Origin of the sequence: Actinoplanes hulinensis (assembly GCF_019429605.1) — a bacterium.
Taxonomy (GTDB): Bacteria; Actinomycetota; Actinomycetes; order Mycobacteriales; family Micromonosporaceae; genus Actinoplanes; species Actinoplanes campanulatus.
Genome location: NZ_JAHXZI010000001.1, coordinates 367,367 through 383,413 on the forward strand (window position 1 = coordinate 367,367; position 16,047 = coordinate 383,413).

The 16,047-nt window shown below is 73.6% G+C and carries 11 protein-coding genes; 8 read left to right on the forward strand and 3 right to left on the reverse strand.

Annotation, left to right across the window (positions count from 1 at the left end; genetic code table 11):
- The first annotated feature begins 101 nt into the window (after nt 1-101).
- Genes KZ829_RS01815 through KZ829_RS01840 form a run of 6 tightly spaced genes read left to right on the forward strand, consistent with a single transcriptional unit; the run spans nt 102 to nt 9,103 of the window.
- Nucleotides 102-5,216 carry an SCO7613 C-terminal domain-containing membrane protein gene (locus KZ829_RS01815; protein WP_220142110.1) on the forward strand — a complete coding sequence of 1,705 codons (5,115 nt, stop codon included), beginning with the start codon at nt 102-104 and terminating at the stop codon, nt 5,214-5,216.
- Between the two features lie 24 nt (nt 5,217-5,240).
- Nucleotides 5,241-5,777, forward strand: a complete 537-nt coding sequence (locus KZ829_RS01820) for an RNA polymerase sigma factor (protein ID WP_372453832.1) — start codon at nt 5,241-5,243, stop codon at nt 5,775-5,777.
- Entirely contained in the window at nt 5,774-6,526 is a 753-nt protein-coding gene (locus tag KZ829_RS01825; RefSeq protein WP_220142112.1) for a zf-HC2 domain-containing protein, read from the forward strand. Before KZ829_RS01820 ends, KZ829_RS01825 begins: the two co-directional genes overlap by 4 nt.
- A complete protein-coding gene (locus KZ829_RS01830) occupies nt 6,523-7,266 on the forward strand; it encodes an ABC transporter ATP-binding protein (protein ID WP_220142113.1) in 744 nt (247 codons plus the stop codon). Before KZ829_RS01825 ends, KZ829_RS01830 begins: the two co-directional genes overlap by 4 nt.
- Nucleotides 7,263-8,504, forward strand: a complete 1,242-nt coding sequence (locus KZ829_RS01835) for a hypothetical protein (RefSeq protein WP_220142114.1) — start codon at nt 7,263-7,265, stop codon at nt 8,502-8,504. Before KZ829_RS01830 ends, KZ829_RS01835 begins: the two co-directional genes overlap by 4 nt.
- Nucleotides 8,501-9,103 carry a hypothetical protein gene (locus KZ829_RS01840; RefSeq protein WP_220142115.1) on the forward strand — a complete coding sequence of 201 codons (603 nt, stop codon included), beginning with the start codon at nt 8,501-8,503 and terminating at the stop codon, nt 9,101-9,103. Before KZ829_RS01835 ends, KZ829_RS01840 begins: the two co-directional genes overlap by 4 nt.
- Here KZ829_RS01840 and purE read toward each other — a convergent pair.
- From purE to KZ829_RS01855, 3 genes are all read right to left on the reverse strand, one after another.
- On the reverse strand, nt 9,100-9,597 hold the full coding sequence (gene purE, locus KZ829_RS01845; RefSeq protein ID WP_220142116.1) for a 5-(carboxyamino)imidazole ribonucleotide mutase: 498 nt from the start codon (nt 9,595-9,597) through the stop codon (nt 9,100-9,102). The genes KZ829_RS01840 and purE overlap by 4 nt on opposite strands.
- Nucleotides 9,598-10,740 carry a 5-(carboxyamino)imidazole ribonucleotide synthase gene (locus tag KZ829_RS01850; RefSeq protein ID WP_220142117.1) on the reverse strand — a complete coding sequence of 381 codons (1,143 nt, stop codon included), beginning with the start codon at nt 10,738-10,740 and terminating at the stop codon, nt 9,598-9,600. It lies immediately after the preceding gene.
- A gap of 136 nt (nt 10,741-10,876) precedes the next feature.
- Complete coding sequence (locus KZ829_RS01855) at nt 10,877-12,868, reverse strand: thioredoxin domain-containing protein (RefSeq protein WP_220142118.1); 1,992 nt, start codon at nt 12,866-12,868, stop codon at nt 10,877-10,879.
- A gap of 415 nt (nt 12,869-13,283) precedes the next feature.
- Between KZ829_RS01855 and KZ829_RS01860 the strand changes: the two genes are divergently transcribed.
- Both KZ829_RS01860 and nhaC read left to right on the forward strand, forming a co-directional pair.
- Nucleotides 13,284-14,528, forward strand: a complete 1,245-nt coding sequence (locus KZ829_RS01860) for an arginine deiminase (RefSeq protein WP_220142119.1) — start codon at nt 13,284-13,286, stop codon at nt 14,526-14,528.
- 30 nt (nt 14,529-14,558) lie between these two features.
- Complete coding sequence (gene nhaC / locus KZ829_RS01865) at nt 14,559-16,046, forward strand: Na+/H+ antiporter NhaC (RefSeq protein WP_246634897.1); 1,488 nt, start codon at nt 14,559-14,561, stop codon at nt 16,044-16,046.
- Nucleotide 16,047: the final 1 nt, after the last annotated feature.

Consider the following 16,047-nt stretch of genomic DNA (forward strand, 5'->3'; position numbering starts at 1 on the left):
GCCGTTTCCGCAGATCTCCACCCGCTTGAGGCTGTTCTAATGAGGTGTCGGAACGGCATGCTCTAACTACAGAGAGCGGCCGGGTGGTGCGAGGGGGTCCTGTGGCGCAGGCAGACGAGCCCGACTACGGGGACGAACTGGCTCGTATCGACGCGTCGATAGCGGATCTGAAGATCCGGGACATGCAGGCCGCGGCCGAACGCACCAAGATCGCTAGCAAGATCCAGGCCGCCCAGTTCCAGCGGGACATCCTGTCGCACGCCCAGAAGCAGAAGGGCGCCAAGAGCCGGCGCTCCACCCGGCGCCGCCCGCCGGAGGACTTCCCGCCGCCCCCGCCGCCCGGCGCCCAGTCCGCCGCCGAGGAGCCGCCGCCCCGGCCCCGCAGGCGGCAGCCCCCGCCGCCGGACTGGGCCGAGCCGGGCACCGCGCACACCGGCCCGCCCGGGGTCGCCTCCGACGGGGTGACCGTGCTGGTCGACGACCCGCCGCCGACCGAGCGGGTGGCCCCGCCGCCGAGTTCGAGGCGGCCACCGCTGGCCACCATGGAGCATCCACCGGAGGCCTCCACCCAGTCGGTGCAGAACATCCTGCTGGTCCTCGGCGCCCTGCTGCTCGGGGTGGCGGCCGTGGTGTTCGCCGGGGTGGCGGTCTCCAACCCGTTCGCCCGGGCGCTGATCCTCGCCCTGGCCACCGGGATCGCCCTGTCCGCGGCGCCCGGCGTGGCCAAGCGGGGGCTGACCTCGACCGGCGAGACGGTCGCGGCGATCGGCCTGATCCTGCTGCCGATGACGCTGTACGCGCTGCACGACACCCCACTGACCGGCGGCGACGTGCCGACCGCGCTGTACCTGGGGATCACCTTCGCGATCACCGCGGTGGCCGGGTTCCTCTACGCCGGGGTCACCCGGCTGACCGCTCCCCGGTACGCGACGGTCATCGCCACTCAACCGGTGGCACCGCTTCTCGCGTACCCGCTGATCCAGAGCGCGGCCGGCTGGGGCCTCGCGCTGACCGCCGTGGCCGTGCTCGACCTGCTTCTTCTCACCCGGGTGATCCGCACCGGGCGGCTGGTGCCGCGCTGGCCGCTGGGCCGGCCGGTGCCCGCCGACCGCGTGTCGCTCGCGGAGGCGGACGCCGACGCCGAGCGGTTCGCGCGGCGCGAGGACGAGCCCGATCCGGCGGACCCGTCGGCGTACGCGGCGGACGCCCCGCCGCGCCCGGAGTCCCAGCCGGAGGAACCGGATCTCATCATCGCCGGGCTGAACCGTCCCCGCCGCCGCTGGTCGCCGAGCCGGATCTTCCCCGGCCCGCGGCCGCAGGGCGCGCCGCCGGCCGGTTCGGTGCCACTGGCCCCGCCTGCCGTCCCGCCGTCGGCGGACTGGCTGCGCGAGCTGACCTTCGCCCTGCTCTGCCTCGCGTCCGCGGCCGCGCTGCTCTACTCCTCGGTGGCGCTGCTCCAGGCCCAGGTGGTCGGTGACGCGCTGCGGTCCGGCCTGATCCTGGTGGCCGCGGCCGGCACCGCGGTGGCCGCGGCCCGGCTGTTGCGGCACCCGCTGGCGCTGAACGTGGCGGGCGGTGTCCTGACCCTCGCGGTGATCGGCGCGATCGCCCGGATCGCCGGGGTGGCCTCCCCGCCGTGGAACATGGTGGCCGCCGCCGCGACCGTCGCCCTCACCGGCGCCGTGATCGGGATGCTGCCCGAACCGGTGCGCCGTGGCCCGCAGTACGCGTCGACCGCCGCCCTCGCCCTGATCGGCCTGATCGTCGGGGTGGACGCGCTCCGGGCGGCGATCGCCCCGGTCGCCGCGGCCCGGCCGGTCTGGGATGCCGACACCGCGGCGTACGCCCAGAAGCTCGCCGAGGCGGTCGGCCCGTCCGGCTGGCTGCTGGCGTTCAGCGCGCTGCTGATGACGATCGCCGCCGCTCTGGCCCTGCCGTCGAGCATCCGCCACGAGGGCGCGGTCGCCGGGATCGCGCTGACCGCGCTCTCCGTGCCGGCCTCGCTGGGCCTGCCCTGGTCGGAGGCGCCCTGGCCGCTGGTGCTGGCGGCGATCGGCCTGGGTGCCGCCGGCCTGTGGGCGAGCACCTCCCGGATCGCGTACGCGCACGTCGCCGCGGCCGGGGTGGTCGGGCTGTTCGGGGCGTGCGCGGCGCTGAGCGCCTCCTGGCTGACCGCGGCCGTGCTGACCGCGCTGGCGGGCGCCGGGGTGATGGTCACCATCGCGGCCCGGCAGATCCCGGTCCGGCTGTTCGCCTGGGTGGTCGGCGACTGGGCGTCGGGGGCCGCGGCGCTGGCCGTCCCGGGTGCCGCGGTGACCGCCGCGCTGGCCGTCGCCGACCCGGGTGGCGGTCCGCCGCCGAACGCCGGTTCGACCGTCCCGGCACTGGCCGCCGGGTTCCTCGCGGTGGCCGGCACGCTCAGCTACGCGGCCGTCTTCCAGGTGGCCCGCCGCGAGATCAGCCTGCCGCTGACCATCGGCACCGGGCTCGGCGCGGTGACGCTGGCGCTGGCGGCGCTGTTCGCCCCGGGTGCCACGGCCCCCGACGTCTGGGTCGGCGCGCTGCTGCTGGGCGCGGCGGGGCTGCTGTTCTTCGCCAAGTCGATCGACAACCGCGGGCGTACCGACCGGATGCTGGACGGCCCGGACATCGCCGCGGCGGCCGCCACCGTGGCGATCTGCGGCGCGCTCGCCCGGGTGGCCGCGCTCGGCTTCCCGGCCGCGCCGCTGGCCGTCGCCGGCGTGGTGGTTCTGCTGATCGGGATGGGTGTCACGGTCCTGCCGGACGACTGGCGGCCCGGCCCGGCCCGCGGCCTGGGGATCGCCGCGCTGGTGGTCGGCGCGATCGCCGGCTGGCAGGCGCTCGCCGGCGGGCTCAAGGTGCTCTCGCTGCCGGGCGGGTTGTGGGGGGCCCAACTGGAGACCTACCCGGCGACCGCTCCGGCGGGCGCCTGGCAGGCCCCGTTCGCGCTGGTGATGGTCGCGATCACGGCCGGCATCGCGATGCCCCGGCCGTGGTCGTCCTACGCGTCCGGGCTCGCCGCCGCGCTCGCCGCCATCGGCACCCCCTACGCGCTCGGTTTCCCCTGGTGGTCCCCGCTGATCATCGGCACCGCGGTGGCGGTCGGCTACGCGCTGGCCGCCGTCGCCGCGCTCGACCCGAACGCCGCCCGCGCCCGGGCCGGGGTCGCCGCCGTGGCGCTGCTGCACGCCGTCGCGGTGGGTCTGGCCCGCCCCTGGTCGACCGCGCTGGCGCTGCTCGTGGTGGTGCTGCTCGGCGCGCTGGTGGCGGCGATGGCCCGGATCCCGGCGCGGCTGCCCGCGTCGGCGTTCGAGGACACCGCCGAGCTGGAGAGCGCCGATCCGGACCGGCCTCCGGTCCGGGTGCTGCCCCGGCACCGGGCGCAGATCGGCGGGGCGGCGACCGCTTCGGCGCTGCTGGCGCTGCCCGGTTTCCTGGCCGCCGTCGCCGCCGGTCAGGGTCACGACCTCCAGGTGGTGCTGACCGCCGCGCTGGCCGGTTCCACGCTGGGTCTCGCGGTGCTGGCCGCGGCCGGCCGGTTCCTGCCGCAGTACCTTCCCTGGGCGACGATCGGCGTGGTCCTCGGCGCCTCGGTCACCGCGATCGCCTGCATCCCCACCGACTACCCGACCGCCCTGTACGCCGCGGCCGCCGCCCTGGTCGGGGTGCTGGCCGAGATGCTGCGCGGTTCGGTTCCGCCGGCGCCGACGGACCCGGTGCCGCGGGTGGCCCCGTTCAACGACCCGGCGGTCGGCCGGTATTCGCGGCTCCGCCGGCCCGGCTGGGGTGAGCGGTGGCTCGCCGACCCGGCCACCGGCGCCGTCATGCTCGCCCTGCTGCCCACCGTGCTGGCGCTGTTCTCGCTGGCCCCGGCCCTGCGGGCGGCCCTCCTCGACCCGCTGGAGCAGCTCGCCGCGATCTGGCAGGGCCCGGTCCCGGCGCTCACCGACCCGGCCGCCGGCAACGTGGACGCCACCAGCGCCCTGGCCGCCGTGCTGCTCACCGGCGCGGCCGCGCTGGCCGCGATCGGGTTCGGTGGCAAGGCGTCCGAGGCGGTGCCGGTCATCCTGCCGGGGCTCGCGCTGACCCTGCTGATCACCCCGATCGCCCTGCACGCCGGCTACCCGGCGGCCACCGGGGCGGCACTCGTGGTGTTCACCATCTCGATGCTGGGCCTGGCGCTCACCCCGCCGCCGCTCGCGACTCGGGCGCCGGTGCTGCGGACCACCCGGACCGCGGTGTTCGTGATCGGTCTGCTGGCCGGTGGCGCCGGTCTAGCCGGGAGCCTGGCCGAGGTGCCGCTGACCCTGTTCACGCTGGGCAGCGCGGTCGGTGTCGGGCTGGTCGCGGCGATCAACGGGCGCACCCAGATGGCCCGGCTGCTGGGCTGGCTGTTCGCCGCACTGATGGGCCAGATGTTCGTCCTCGCCGTGTCGATCGCGGCCGGGCTGGAGCGGCAGTGGGCGGCGTTCGGCGTACTGGCCGTCGGCGCGGTGCTGCTCACCCTGGAGGCGGCGCTGCCCCGGCTGGGGCTGCCGCAGTACCGGGCCGAGGCGGTCACGATCGAGTGGAGCGGCTACACGTCGGCGGCGATCGCCGGGGCGCTGGCGTTCGACTCCCCCACCCATCTGGCGGCGCTGCTCGCGGCCTGGGGTGCGGTGCTGGGCCTGGCGGCGTCCCGGCCGGACCGCAATGCGAGCCAGCGGCGCACGCTGTTCTGGGTGGCGGTCGGGTTCGAGATCGCCGGCTGGTGGCTGTTCATCTCGCTGGCGTCGGTGGGGCTGCCGGAGGCGTACACGCTGCCGTTCGCGGCGCTGGCCCTCGCCGTCGGTGTGGTCGAGGCCCATCACCGGCCGGATCTGAGCAGCTGGGCGGCGTACGGGCCGGCCCTTCTCGCGGCGTTCGTGCCGACCATCGGGATCGTGCTGACCGGCGACGGCGGCGACCTGCGGGCGGTGCTGCTGCTGCTCGGGGCGGTGCTCACGCTGATCGTCGGGTCGCGGACCCGCCAGCAGGCGCCGGTCGTGGTCGGCACCGCGGCCACGGTGATCGCGGCGCTGGCGTTCGCGTTCACCGTCGGCGGTCCGTGGCTGATGCTGGTGCCGGTCGGTGTGGTGCTGCTCTTCCTGGGCGCGTCGAGCGAGAACCGGCGGCGCACCCAGGAGTTCCGCGAGGTCCTTTCCAAGATGCGGTGAACCGGATCTTGAAACGCTGCGTCCATACTCTGCATGGAAGACGACGCGGCGCTACGCCGGATCGCGGCCGGTGACCGGGCCGCGTTCCAGGCGTTCTATCGCGCGCACGCGCCCTGGCTGGCGGCCCGTCTGCGCCGCCGCTGCGCCGATCCGGAGCTGGCCGCCGAGCTGCTCCAGGAGACGTTCCTGGCGGTGTGGCGGGTGGCGGCCGGCTATCGGGGCGGCGCCCAGTCGGCCGGCTGGCTCTGGTCGATCGCGCTCAGCCGGCTGATCGACTCGCAGCGGCGGGCCGCGGTCCGGCCGCACACGGTGGTGGCGCTCGGCGACGAGGAGCACGGCCGCCATCCGTCGGCCGAGGACGAGGCGCTCACCCGGGTCTGGGACACCACGGTGATCGACGCCCTGCGACGGCTCTCCCCCGAACTGCGCGCGGTGTTGCAGGCGACGGTCCTGGACGGGCTGAGCGTCCGGGAGGCGGCCGTCCTGCTCGGCGTACCCGAGGGAACGGTGAAGACCCGCGCCATGCGGGCCCGGCGGCAGCTGCGGGAGGCACTCTCATGACCGATTTCCACGTCGCCGACGCCGACCTGCTGGCCTGGGCCGAGAACCGGCTGGCCGAGCCGGCCGCCTGGTCGGTGGAGGCGCACCTGGACGACTGCGCGGCCTGCCGGTCCCGGGTGCCGGCCACGCCGGCCGTCCCACCGGCGCCGATGGACCTGCCGCCGCAGGGCCGGGTCCGCCGGGCCACCCGGGCACGCCGGATCCGGCTGCTCATCGGGGCCGGGCCGCAGGCGCGGGTCGCCTGGTTCTCGGCGGTGACCGTGACGGTCCTGCTCACCCTCACGGTGGGCGACCGTGTTCCGCACTGGCTGCTGCTCCTGAACGGCCCGGTCCTGCCGGTGCTGGGCACGGCCGTGTCCTACGGGCGGCACACCGATCCGCTGGACGAGCTGGTCGCGTCCACGGCGTACGGCGGGCTGCGCATCGTCCTGTGGCGCACGCTGTCGGTGCTCGCCGTCTCCCTGCCGGTGGCCGCGGCCGGCGGTCTGGTCTCCGGCCTGGGTGAGCCGGCCGTCTGGCTGCTGCCGTCCTGTGCCCTGACCGCGCTGACCCTGGCTCTGGCCGCGCTGACCGGCCCGGCGGTGGCCGCGGCGGTCGTCGGCGGCGGCTGGGCCCTGCTGGTGACCGGCACCCTGTGGAGCCCGGAGGCCGGCGCCCAACTGGTCACCGGGGGAACCACCCCGGCCTGGCTGGCGGTCACCGCCGCCGCGGCCCTGATCATCACCTATCGAAGGGAGGCGCACCGGTGACGGTCGCCGTCGAGGAGCTGACGGTCCGGTACGGCCGCCGGGTCGTGCTGAACGGGCTGGATCTGGCGCTGGACACCGGTGTGCACGGGCTGCTGGGCCCGAACGGCGCCGGCAAGACCACGCTGATGCGGGTGCTGGCCACGGTGGCCCGCCCGAACGGCGGTGGCGTACGGCTGCTGGGCTCGGCGATCGCCGACGAGAAGGCGCTGCGGGAGGTCCGCCGGCAGCTCGGCTACCTGCCGCAGACGTTCGGCTTCTATCCGCGGTTCACGGTGCGCGAGTTCGTCGAGTACTTCGCCTGGCTCAAGGAGATGCCGGCCGCCCGGATCCCGGTCGCGGTGGACCGGGCGCTGGAGCGGGTCGGACTGCTGGACCGGGCCGACGACCGGATGAAGACGCTCTCCGGCGGCATGCAGCGCCGGGCCGGGATCGCCCAGGCGATCGTCAACGACCCGCGGCTGCTGCTGCTCGACGAGCCGACCGCGGGGCTGGACCCGGAGCAGCGGGTGGATTTCCGGGCCCTGCTGCGGGAGCTGGGGGTGGACGCGTGCGTGCTGGTCAGCACGCATCTGGTGGAGGACGTCGCGGTGGCGTGCGAACGGGTCAGCCTGGTCGACGGGGGCAGGCTGGTCTTCACCGGCACGCCGGAGCAGCTGGCCGCGGCCGGCAGCGACGGCGATGCCGGTGACTCCGCCATCGAACGCGGCTACACGGCCGTCCTGCGGGCGGCCCGCGCATGATCCGGCGGATTCTGCGCATCGAACTGCGCCACGGCTCCGCGCCACTGGCGGCGCTGGCCACGGCCGTCGCGCTGGCCTGGCTGCTGGTGGTGAACCCGGCGGCGTGGCTGGGCCAGTGGGGCGGCCTGGCCGTCCATCTGCGGGCGTGCCTCCTGGTGCTGTGCCCGCTGTTCCTGGCCGCCGGCGCGTGGCAGGCCGGCCGGGACCGCCGTGCCCGGACGGTGGAGCTGCTCGGGACCGTTCCGCGCCCGGCGTGGCATCCGATGCTCGCCGGCTGGGCGGCGGTGACGCTGGGCGGTCTGGCCGGTCTGCTGCCGCCGCTGCTGGTGGCCGCGGCCATGACCGCACGGCTCGCCACCTACGCCGGTCCGGGCTGGTGGGGGCCGCTGCCGGTGGTCTCGATCGGGCTGGCCGCCGCGTCGGCTCTCGGCGTCCTGATCGGCCGGTGGCTCCCGGGGCGGGTCATCCCGCCGGTCGCCGGGCTGGCGCTCTACGTCGGGCTCGCGGTGCCCGTCTACTTCCCGGACAGCCGGTGGGCGGTCCTGTCCCCGGTGACCGACGAGTTCCGGTCGTACGTGTTCTGGCCGGCGTCCTTCCACGTCTGGCAGGCGGCCTGGCTCGGGCTGCTCGCCGTGACGTTCCTGCTGCTGGCGACCCGCCGCTGGTGGGCGGCCGTCGCCCCGGCGGCGCTCGCCGGGACGCTGCTCGTGGCCCTTCCGGCGGGTGAGCCGGCCGAGGATCCCGGCGCGCTCGCGCTGGTGTGCACCGAGCGGGCCCCGCGGGTCTGCGTCACCCTGATCAACGAGTTCCTGCTGTCCGACGTCGACGCGGTGCTGCGGCCCGGCCTGGAGCGGCTGGCCGGCATTCCGGGGACACCGGTCGAGGCCGTCGAGGAGAACGTCCGCCGGCCGGGCGAGCACCGCCCCGGCACCGCCTGGTTCTCCCTCCTCGATCAGGCCACCCTCACCGGTGGGGTGGCTCGCCGGGACTGGCTGGAGACGACGTTCCGGAGCAGCCTGGGCGACAACGGCTGCCCGCCGCCGCCGGATGCCACCGGTGACCCGGCCGAGGACGCTCCATGGCGGACCGAGCTGGCGGCCTTCCTCTGGATGGAGGGCGACCCGCCGCCCGAGCTGACGGCCCTGACCGAGGAGCGGCAACGGGACTGGATCGGACGGGTGTTCGCCGCGAGCCGCGCCTGTGACCGCGCCGAGCTGGGCCGGCTGGCACTGTCATGACCACCCGCGCGTTACGGCTGCACCTGCGGGCCCGTGGTGGCCCCCGGTTCGGCGCCGGGCTGATCCTGGTCACCGTGTTCGCCTGGGTGGCCGCGCAGTGGCTGGCCACCCGGCCGTTCTTCGACGGCCCGGCCGCCCGGGTGCCGATCGTGGCGCTCGCGCCGCTGCTGGCCGCGCTGCTGCTGGCCCGCACCCTGGCCGGCGCCGACGAGTCGCTGGAGCGTGTCGCGCCGGTCCGCTGGCGGCTGATCCGGGCCGCCCATGTGGGTGCCGCGACCGTGCTGGTGGCGCTGCTGCTGGCGGCGACCGGCCTGCACGACCCGGCCGTCTACGGCTCGTACGCCCTGGTCCGCAACACGCTCGGCTGCACCGGCCTGGTCGCCGGGGCGGCGGTGCTGATCGGCGCCCGTCTGGCGTGGCTGCCCGCGTTCGCCTACGTCGTCACCGTCTACGGCGCGTCCCCGGCCCGCGACGGCGGCTGGGAGAACCTGTGGGCGTGGCCGTTGCAGCCGTCGACGGCCGGGTGGTCGTGGGCGCCGGCGCTGGCCGCCTGCGCGGCCGGCGCCGTCCTCTACGTGCTCCGAGGGGCGAGAGGTTAGCCCATCAGCTTCTCGCGCAGCGCCGCGTCCTTCTCGGCGACCATCTCCTCCAGGCCCTTCTGGAACTCCGCCATCCGCTGCCGCAGCACCGGATCGGACGCCCCGAGGACCCGGACCGCGAGCAGGCCGGCGTTGCGCGCCCCACCGATCGACACGGTCGCCACCGGCACACCGGCCGGCATCTGCACGATCGACAGCAGCGAGTCCATCCCGTCCAGGTGCTTGAGCGGCACCGGGACGCCGATCACCGGCAGCGGGGTGAGCGAGGCCACCATGCCCGGCAGGTGGGCGGCCCCGCCGGCCCCGGCGATGATCGCCTGGATGCCCCGGCCGGCCGCGGACTCGGCGTAGTCCACCATCTTGCGCACGGTCCGGTGCGCGGAGACCACGCCGACCTCGAACGGCACCTCGAACTCGGCGAGCGCGACGGCGGCCGCCTCCATGGTGGGCCAGTCCGAGTCGCTGCCCATGATGATGCCGACACGCGGGGTCATCTACACGCCTTCCTGGAGCCATTGGGCGGCGCGCGCGGCCCGCGCCCGCACCTCGGTCAGATCGTCGCCGAGCACGGTCACGTGGCCGATCTTGCGGCCGGGCCGGACCTGCTTGCCGTACAGGTGCACCCGCGCGCCCGGATCGGTCGCGAACAGGTGGTGCAGCCGCTCGTCGATCGAGATGCCGCCGGGCTCGCCACCCAGCACGTTCGCCATCACGACGACCGGGGCGGCCAGCGCCGTGGAGCCCATCGGATAGTCCAGCACGGCCCGCAGGTGCTGCTCGAACTGCGAGGTCCGGGCGCCCTCGATGGTCCAGTGGCCGGAGTTGTGCGGGCGCATGGCCAGCTCGTTGACCACGATGCCGGCGTCGGTCTCGAACAGCTCGACGGCCAGCAGGCCGACCACACCCAGCTCAGTGGCCAGGTCGATGGCGAGCTGCTGGGCCTCCAGCGCGCGCTCGTCGGACAGGCCGGGCGCGGGCGCGATCACCTCGACGCAGATCCCGTCGCGCTGCACGGTCTCCACCACCGGGTACGCCGCCACCTGCCCGAACGGCGACCGCGCCACGAGGGCGGCGAGCTCCCGCTTGAGGGCCACCTTCTCCTCGACGATCAGCGGGATGCCGGTGGACACCAGGTCCGCGGCCGCCTCCGGGGAGCCGACCATCCAGACGCCGCGTCCGTCGTACCCCCCTCTTGTCGCCTTGGCCACCACCGGCCAGGAGCCGCCCGCGAAGGTCTCCACGTCGGAGGCCGTGGCGATCCGCGCCCAGCGCGGCACCGGCGCGCCCAGCTCGGCGAGACGCTCCCGCATGAGCCCCTTGTCCTGGGCGAAGACCAGCGCCTTCGAGCCCGGGAAGATCTTCACGCCCTCGGCCTCGAGCGCCTCGATGTGCTCGGTCGGCACGTGCTCGTGGTCGAAGGTGACGGCGTCGCACCCCTTGGCGAACTCGCGCAGCGCCGCGAGATCGGTGTGCGTGCCGATCGGCACGTCGGCCGCGACGAGCGCGGCGCTGTCATCGGGCTTCTCACTGAGCACACGCAGTGACTGGCCGAGGGAAATGGCGGCCTGGTGGGTCATCCGGGCCAGCTGCCCGCCTCCCACCATGCCGACTACAGGCAGTCCGGTTCGGGTATCCATCGCCCAGTCAGCCTAGCGACGCCGCAGATCAACCCCAAAATCAACCCCATTCCGTGGTACGGCTACCGCGCCCCCGACCGCACCACCACCGTCGACGCCCTCCGGGCGCGACCGGCCGACCTCTCGCCGTTCCCGGCTACCTGGCGAGCCGGGTGAGCAGATCGGCGGGGGTCGTGACCGGGCGGTCGCAGACGAATCCTCGGCACACATAGGCGGTGGCGCGGCCGTCGAGCAGCGGACGGTCGGCCAGCAGCGGCACGCCGGGCCGGTCCGGCTCGCCAACGACGACGACCGAACCGCCGGGGGCGTGCCGGAAAGCGGCCTCGGCCAGTGGATCCGACGGGTCGGTGGTGGCCACGGCGATCTCGTACGGCCCGGCGAGCGCCGCCTCGGCGACGGCGGCCGCGTAGCCGGCGAAGCGCGGATGGCCCTCGATCAGCGGCCCCAGGGTGGCCAGCGCCGTGTCGGCCGCCTCCCGATAGGACGTCTCGCCGGTGAGGGCCGCGCAGGCGACCAGGGCCGCGCAGACCGACGACGCGCCGGACGGGGTGGCGTTGTCGGTCGGGTCGGCGGGGCGGGTGAGCAGCTTCTCGGCGTCGTCGGCGGTGTCGTAGAAACCGCCCTGCCCGGTGCCGAAGTGGTCCAGCACCACGTCCAGCAGCTGTTTCGCCAGGGCGGGCCAGCGCGGGTCGGCGGTGATCTGGTGGACGGCCAGGAACGCCTCGGCCACGCAGCCGTAGTCCTCCAGCACCCCGGCCGGTTCGCCGGCCACGCCGTCGCGGGAGATCCGGCGCAGACGGCCGTCGACCAGGTGCCGGACGGCCAGCACCCCGGCCAGGCTGACCGCCGCCGCGCGGGAGGCCTCCGAGCCGGTGAGCACGCCGTGCTCGGCCAGGGCGGTGATCGCCAGACCGTTCCAGGCGGCGACCACCTTGTCGTCGCGGGCCGGCTGCGGGCGGGCGGCCCGAACGGTGAGCAGGCGCTGCCGGACGTCCTGCCAGCGGGCGATCAGCGTGGGGTCGGCCTCGTCGATGTCGCGGGCCAGGACCAGCACGCTCTTCCCGTTTTCGAAGGTGCCCGTCGGCGTTACCCGGAACAGGTCGGCGGCCCAGCGGCCGTCCTCCTCGCCGAGCGCCTCGACCAGCTCGGCGGACGTCCACGCGTACGTCGAGCCCTCCACCCCGGCGGCGTCGGCGTCCAGTGCGGAGGCCAGACCGCCGGGCCCGGTGCCGAGGTCACGCAGCAGGAAGGCGGCGGTCTCGTCGGCGACCCGGCGGGCGATCACGTCCCCGGTGAGCCGCCACAGCTGGGTGTAGACCCGGAGCAGCAGCGCGTTGTCGTACAGCATCTTCTCGAAGTGCGGAACCGTCCACGTGGCGTCCACCGAGTACCGCGCGAAGCCACCGGCCAGCTGGTCGTAGAGGCCGCCGCGGGCCATCTGCTCACACGTGTGGCGGACCGTCTCGAGCGCCTCCGCCGATCCGGTGCGCTCGTGGTGGCGGAGCAGGAAGAGCAGGTTCATGTGCGGCGGGAACTTGGGGGCGCCGCCGAATCCCCCGTACGTCTGATCGTGGTCCTTGCGGAGGGCGATCATCGCGGCGCCGAGCAGATCCGCGGAGATCGGCGTCGTCGGGCCACCGACCAGCTGGGCCCCGCCGACGGCCTGGACCACCGCAGCGCCCTGGGCCAGCACGTCGTCGCGCTGCTCCCGCCAGGCGGTGGTGACCGAGTCGAGCAGGTGGGCGAAGCTCTGTTTCGGAAAGTAGGTGCCGCAGAAGAACGGCTCGCCGCCGGGTGTGGCGAAGACCGTCATCGGCCAGCCGCCCTGGCCGGTCATCGCCTGCGTGGCGGTCATGTAGACGGCGTCGACGTCGGGCCGCTCCTCGCGGTCCACCTTGATCGCGACGAACCCGTCGTTGAGCAGCGCGGCGATCGACTCGTCCTCGAAGGATTCGTGCGCCATCACGTGACACCAGTGGCAGGCCGCGTATCCCACCGAGATCAGGACGGGCACGTCCCGGCGGCGCGCCTCATCGAAGGCGGCCTCTCCCCAGGGCCACCAGTCGACCGGGTTCTCCTTGTGCTGCAACAGATAAGGCGACGTTGCGCCGGCGAGCCGGTTAGCCATCCCTGCAACTCCTGATCTTGACGCTCCCGGGACGCCTCGATCCACCGGCCGCCGCATCAGGGCCCGGTCTCCCGGCAGTGACAACCGCCAGAGGGCGGATGCCCCAGCATTTCCGCCACCACACTACTCGGTGCGCTTCTCGTCCGCGTCGATTGACTCGCCGAGGATCACATCCATCTACAGATGTCAATGCCTTAAGGATCATCCGCAGCGGATGAGGCCGCCGCCACCAGCCAATGCCTAGTGTTTCGGGGCGGTCTTGATCCACGCCGACTCGAGGTTTGAGTGAGTTGCGATGCCGAGCACGCCAGAGACAGAGGGTGCAATATATCGCATTTGACCGTTATCGAGTGCGGCGGCTCCTCGCAGCGGACGACCGTGACCGTCAGTCACCCCTGACCGGAGGAGATACGTCATGCCCACCAACAGCTTCGGGGTCCATTCGGAGGTCGGCCGACTGCGCAAGGTCCTGGTCTGCGCACCGGGGCTGGCACATCGTCGGCTCACCCCCACCAACGCCGACGACCTGCTGTTCGACGACGTGATGTGGGTGGAGAACGCACAGCGCGATCATCTGGATTTCGTGAACAAGCTGCGCAACCGCGGGGTCGAGGTGGTCGAGCTGCACGACCTGCTGGCCGACACCATGGCGATCCCGGACGCCAGGGCATGGCTGCTGGATCGCAAGATCATCGCCAACGAGGTGGGACTCGGCCTGCTCACCGAGACCCGGGCGTTCCTTGATGAGCTCAAACCCCGGGAACTCAGCGAGTTCCTGATCGGCGGGCTGGCCACCTCGGACCTGCCGGACGACTTCCGCTCCGGGTACCTGTCCCTCGCGAGGGAGCAGACCGGCGTCCGGGAGTACCTGATGCCGCCGCTGCCGAACACGCTCTACACCCGGGACACCACCTGCTGGCTGTACGGCGGGGTCACCCTCAACCCGCTGTACTGGCCGGCCCGGCACGACGAGACCCTGCTGATGAAGGCCGTCTACCGGTTCCACCCCGACTTCGCCGGCGCGACCGTCTGGTGGGGCGACCCCGAGCAGGACTGGGGTCTGTCGACGTTCGAGGGCGGCGACGTCATGCCGGTCGGTAACGGCGTGGTGCTCGCGGGGATGAGTGAGCGCACGTCGCGGCACGCCATCACCCAGGTGGCGGCGGCGCTGTTCGCGGCGGGCGCGGCCGAGCGCGTCATCGTGGCCGGGATGCCGAAACTGCGGGCCGCGATGCACCTGGACACCGTCTTCACCTTCGCCGACCGGGACATCGTCACGGTCTACCCGGCCATCGTGGACGGCATTCACGCGTTCTCCCTGCTGCCCAGCGACAAGGACCCCGGCGTCGAGGTGGTCGACGAGGGCGACCGCAAGTTCCTCGACGTGGTCGCCGAATCCCTGAACCTGAAGGAACTACGGGTCATCGAGACCGGCGGCGACGTGTACGCGTCCGAGCGGCAGCAGTGGGACAGCGGCAACAACGCGGTCGCGGTCGAGCCCGGCGTGGTGTTCACCTACGACCGCAACACCCAGACGAACGCGCTGCTGCGCCGAGCCGGTGTCGAGGTCATCACGATCGTCGGCGCCGAACTCGGCCGGGGCCGGGGCGGCGGGCACTGCATGACCTGCCCACTGATCCGCGACGCCGTGGACTTCTGACAACGCGTCCGGTGTTCGGAGAGATGCGCCATGGCAGAACCCGAAGGACCGCCGGTCAGACGACCGTCGCTGCTCGATGCCGTCCTCCCGCTGATCGCGCTGGCCACGCTGATCGCGGGTTCCCTGGCCCTGTTCGGTCTGGACTCGCTGGACGGGCCGCTACAGGTGGCTCTGGTGATGTGCGCCGCGATCGCGGCGTTGATCGCGCTGAAGAACGGGCACACCTGGCAGCAGGTGCAGAGCGCCGGCCAGGAGGCGATGGGCTCGGTGACCAGCGCCGTGTTCATCCTGCTGGCCGTCGGCGCGCTGATCGGCACCTGGAACCTGTCCGGCACCATCCCCACGCTGGTCTACTACGGCATCCAGGTGCTCTCGCCGTCGTGGTTCTACGCGGCCACGGCGATCATCTGCGGGATCGTCGCGTTGAGCATCGGCAGTTCCTGGACCACCGCGGCGACGATCGGCGTGGGCCTGGTCGGGATCGCCACCCTGCTCGACGTCTCGGCCGCGATCACAGCGGGGGCGGTGATCTCGGGGGCCTACCTCGGCGACAAGACCTCACCGCTGTCGGAGACCACCATCCTGACCGCGCAGATGGCCGGGGTCGACCCACGCGAGCACATCAAACGCCAGGTGTGGACCTCCGGCCCGGCCTTCCTGATCGCGCTGGCCGTCTTCTTCGTCCTGGGCCTGGTCAGGGCCCCGGACGTGCAGGACGCCGTGGCGACGTCCACCGAACTGGCCGACCTCGACCAGCTGTTCTGGATCAGCCCGGTCAACCTGTTGCCGCTGGTGCTGCTGATCGTGCTGTCGGTGCGCAAGGCGCCGGCGTCACTGGCCCTGCTCGTCTCGTCGCTGTTCGCCGGCGTGCTCGCCGCGTTCACCCAGCAGCAGGTCATCGCCGACTTCATCGCCGGGCAGGGCAACATGCTGGTGGAATCGATCAAGGCGACCTGGCTGGCGATGGCGACCGGGTTCCACGCCGACACCGGCCTCGCCGACGTCGACCGGCTCGTCTCCCGCGGCGGCATGTCGAGCATGCTGTTCACCCTGTGGCTGATCTTCGGAGCCGTGACCTTCGGCGTCCTGCTGGAAAGGTTCGGGCTGATCACGCGACTGGTCGACCCGATGATCACCTCCGCGAAGAGCACCGGCCGGCTGTTCCTCACCGTGTTCGGGTGCGCCTTCGGCCTGAACATCGTCGCCGGCGACCAGTACATCGCCCTGATCCTGCCCGCCCGCATCTTCCGGGCCGAGTTCGCCCGCCGCGGTCTCGCCGCGACGAACCTGTCCCGGCTGACCGCCGACAGCGGCACGGTCACCTCACCGCTGGTGCCGTGGAACTCGTGCGGGGCGTTCATGGGCGCCACCCTCGGCGTATCCACCCTGCTCTACCTGCCGTACGCCATCTTCTGCTACGCCAGTCCCGCACTGAGCGTGCTGTACGGCGTCACCGGCTTCAAGATCGAAAGGGTCGAGCCCGCCACGGTCGACCCGTCACCAGAACGGAGTGACTGAC

Coding starts and splice junctions, on each gene's coding strand:
- purE (WP_220142116.1), bottom strand. CDS start 9,597: ATGACCCCGCGTGTCGGCATCATCATGGGCAGCGACTCGGACTGGCCC.
- KZ829_RS01840 (WP_220142115.1), top strand. CDS start 8,501: ATGACCACCCGCGCGTTACGGCTGCACCTGCGGGCCCGTGGTGGCCCC.
- KZ829_RS01860 (WP_220142119.1), top strand. CDS start 13,284: ATGCCCACCAACAGCTTCGGGGTCCATTCGGAGGTCGGCCGACTGCGC.
- KZ829_RS01825 (WP_220142112.1), top strand. CDS start 5,774: ATGACCGATTTCCACGTCGCCGACGCCGACCTGCTGGCCTGGGCCGAG.
- KZ829_RS01850 (WP_220142117.1), bottom strand. CDS start 10,740: ATGGATACCCGAACCGGACTGCCTGTAGTCGGCATGGTGGGAGGCGGG.
- nhaC (WP_246634897.1), top strand. CDS start 14,559: ATGGCAGAACCCGAAGGACCGCCGGTCAGACGACCGTCGCTGCTCGAT.
- KZ829_RS01835 (WP_220142114.1), top strand. CDS start 7,263: ATGATCCGGCGGATTCTGCGCATCGAACTGCGCCACGGCTCCGCGCCA.
- KZ829_RS01855 (WP_220142118.1), bottom strand. CDS start 12,868: ATGGCTAACCGGCTCGCCGGCGCAACGTCGCCTTATCTGTTGCAGCAC.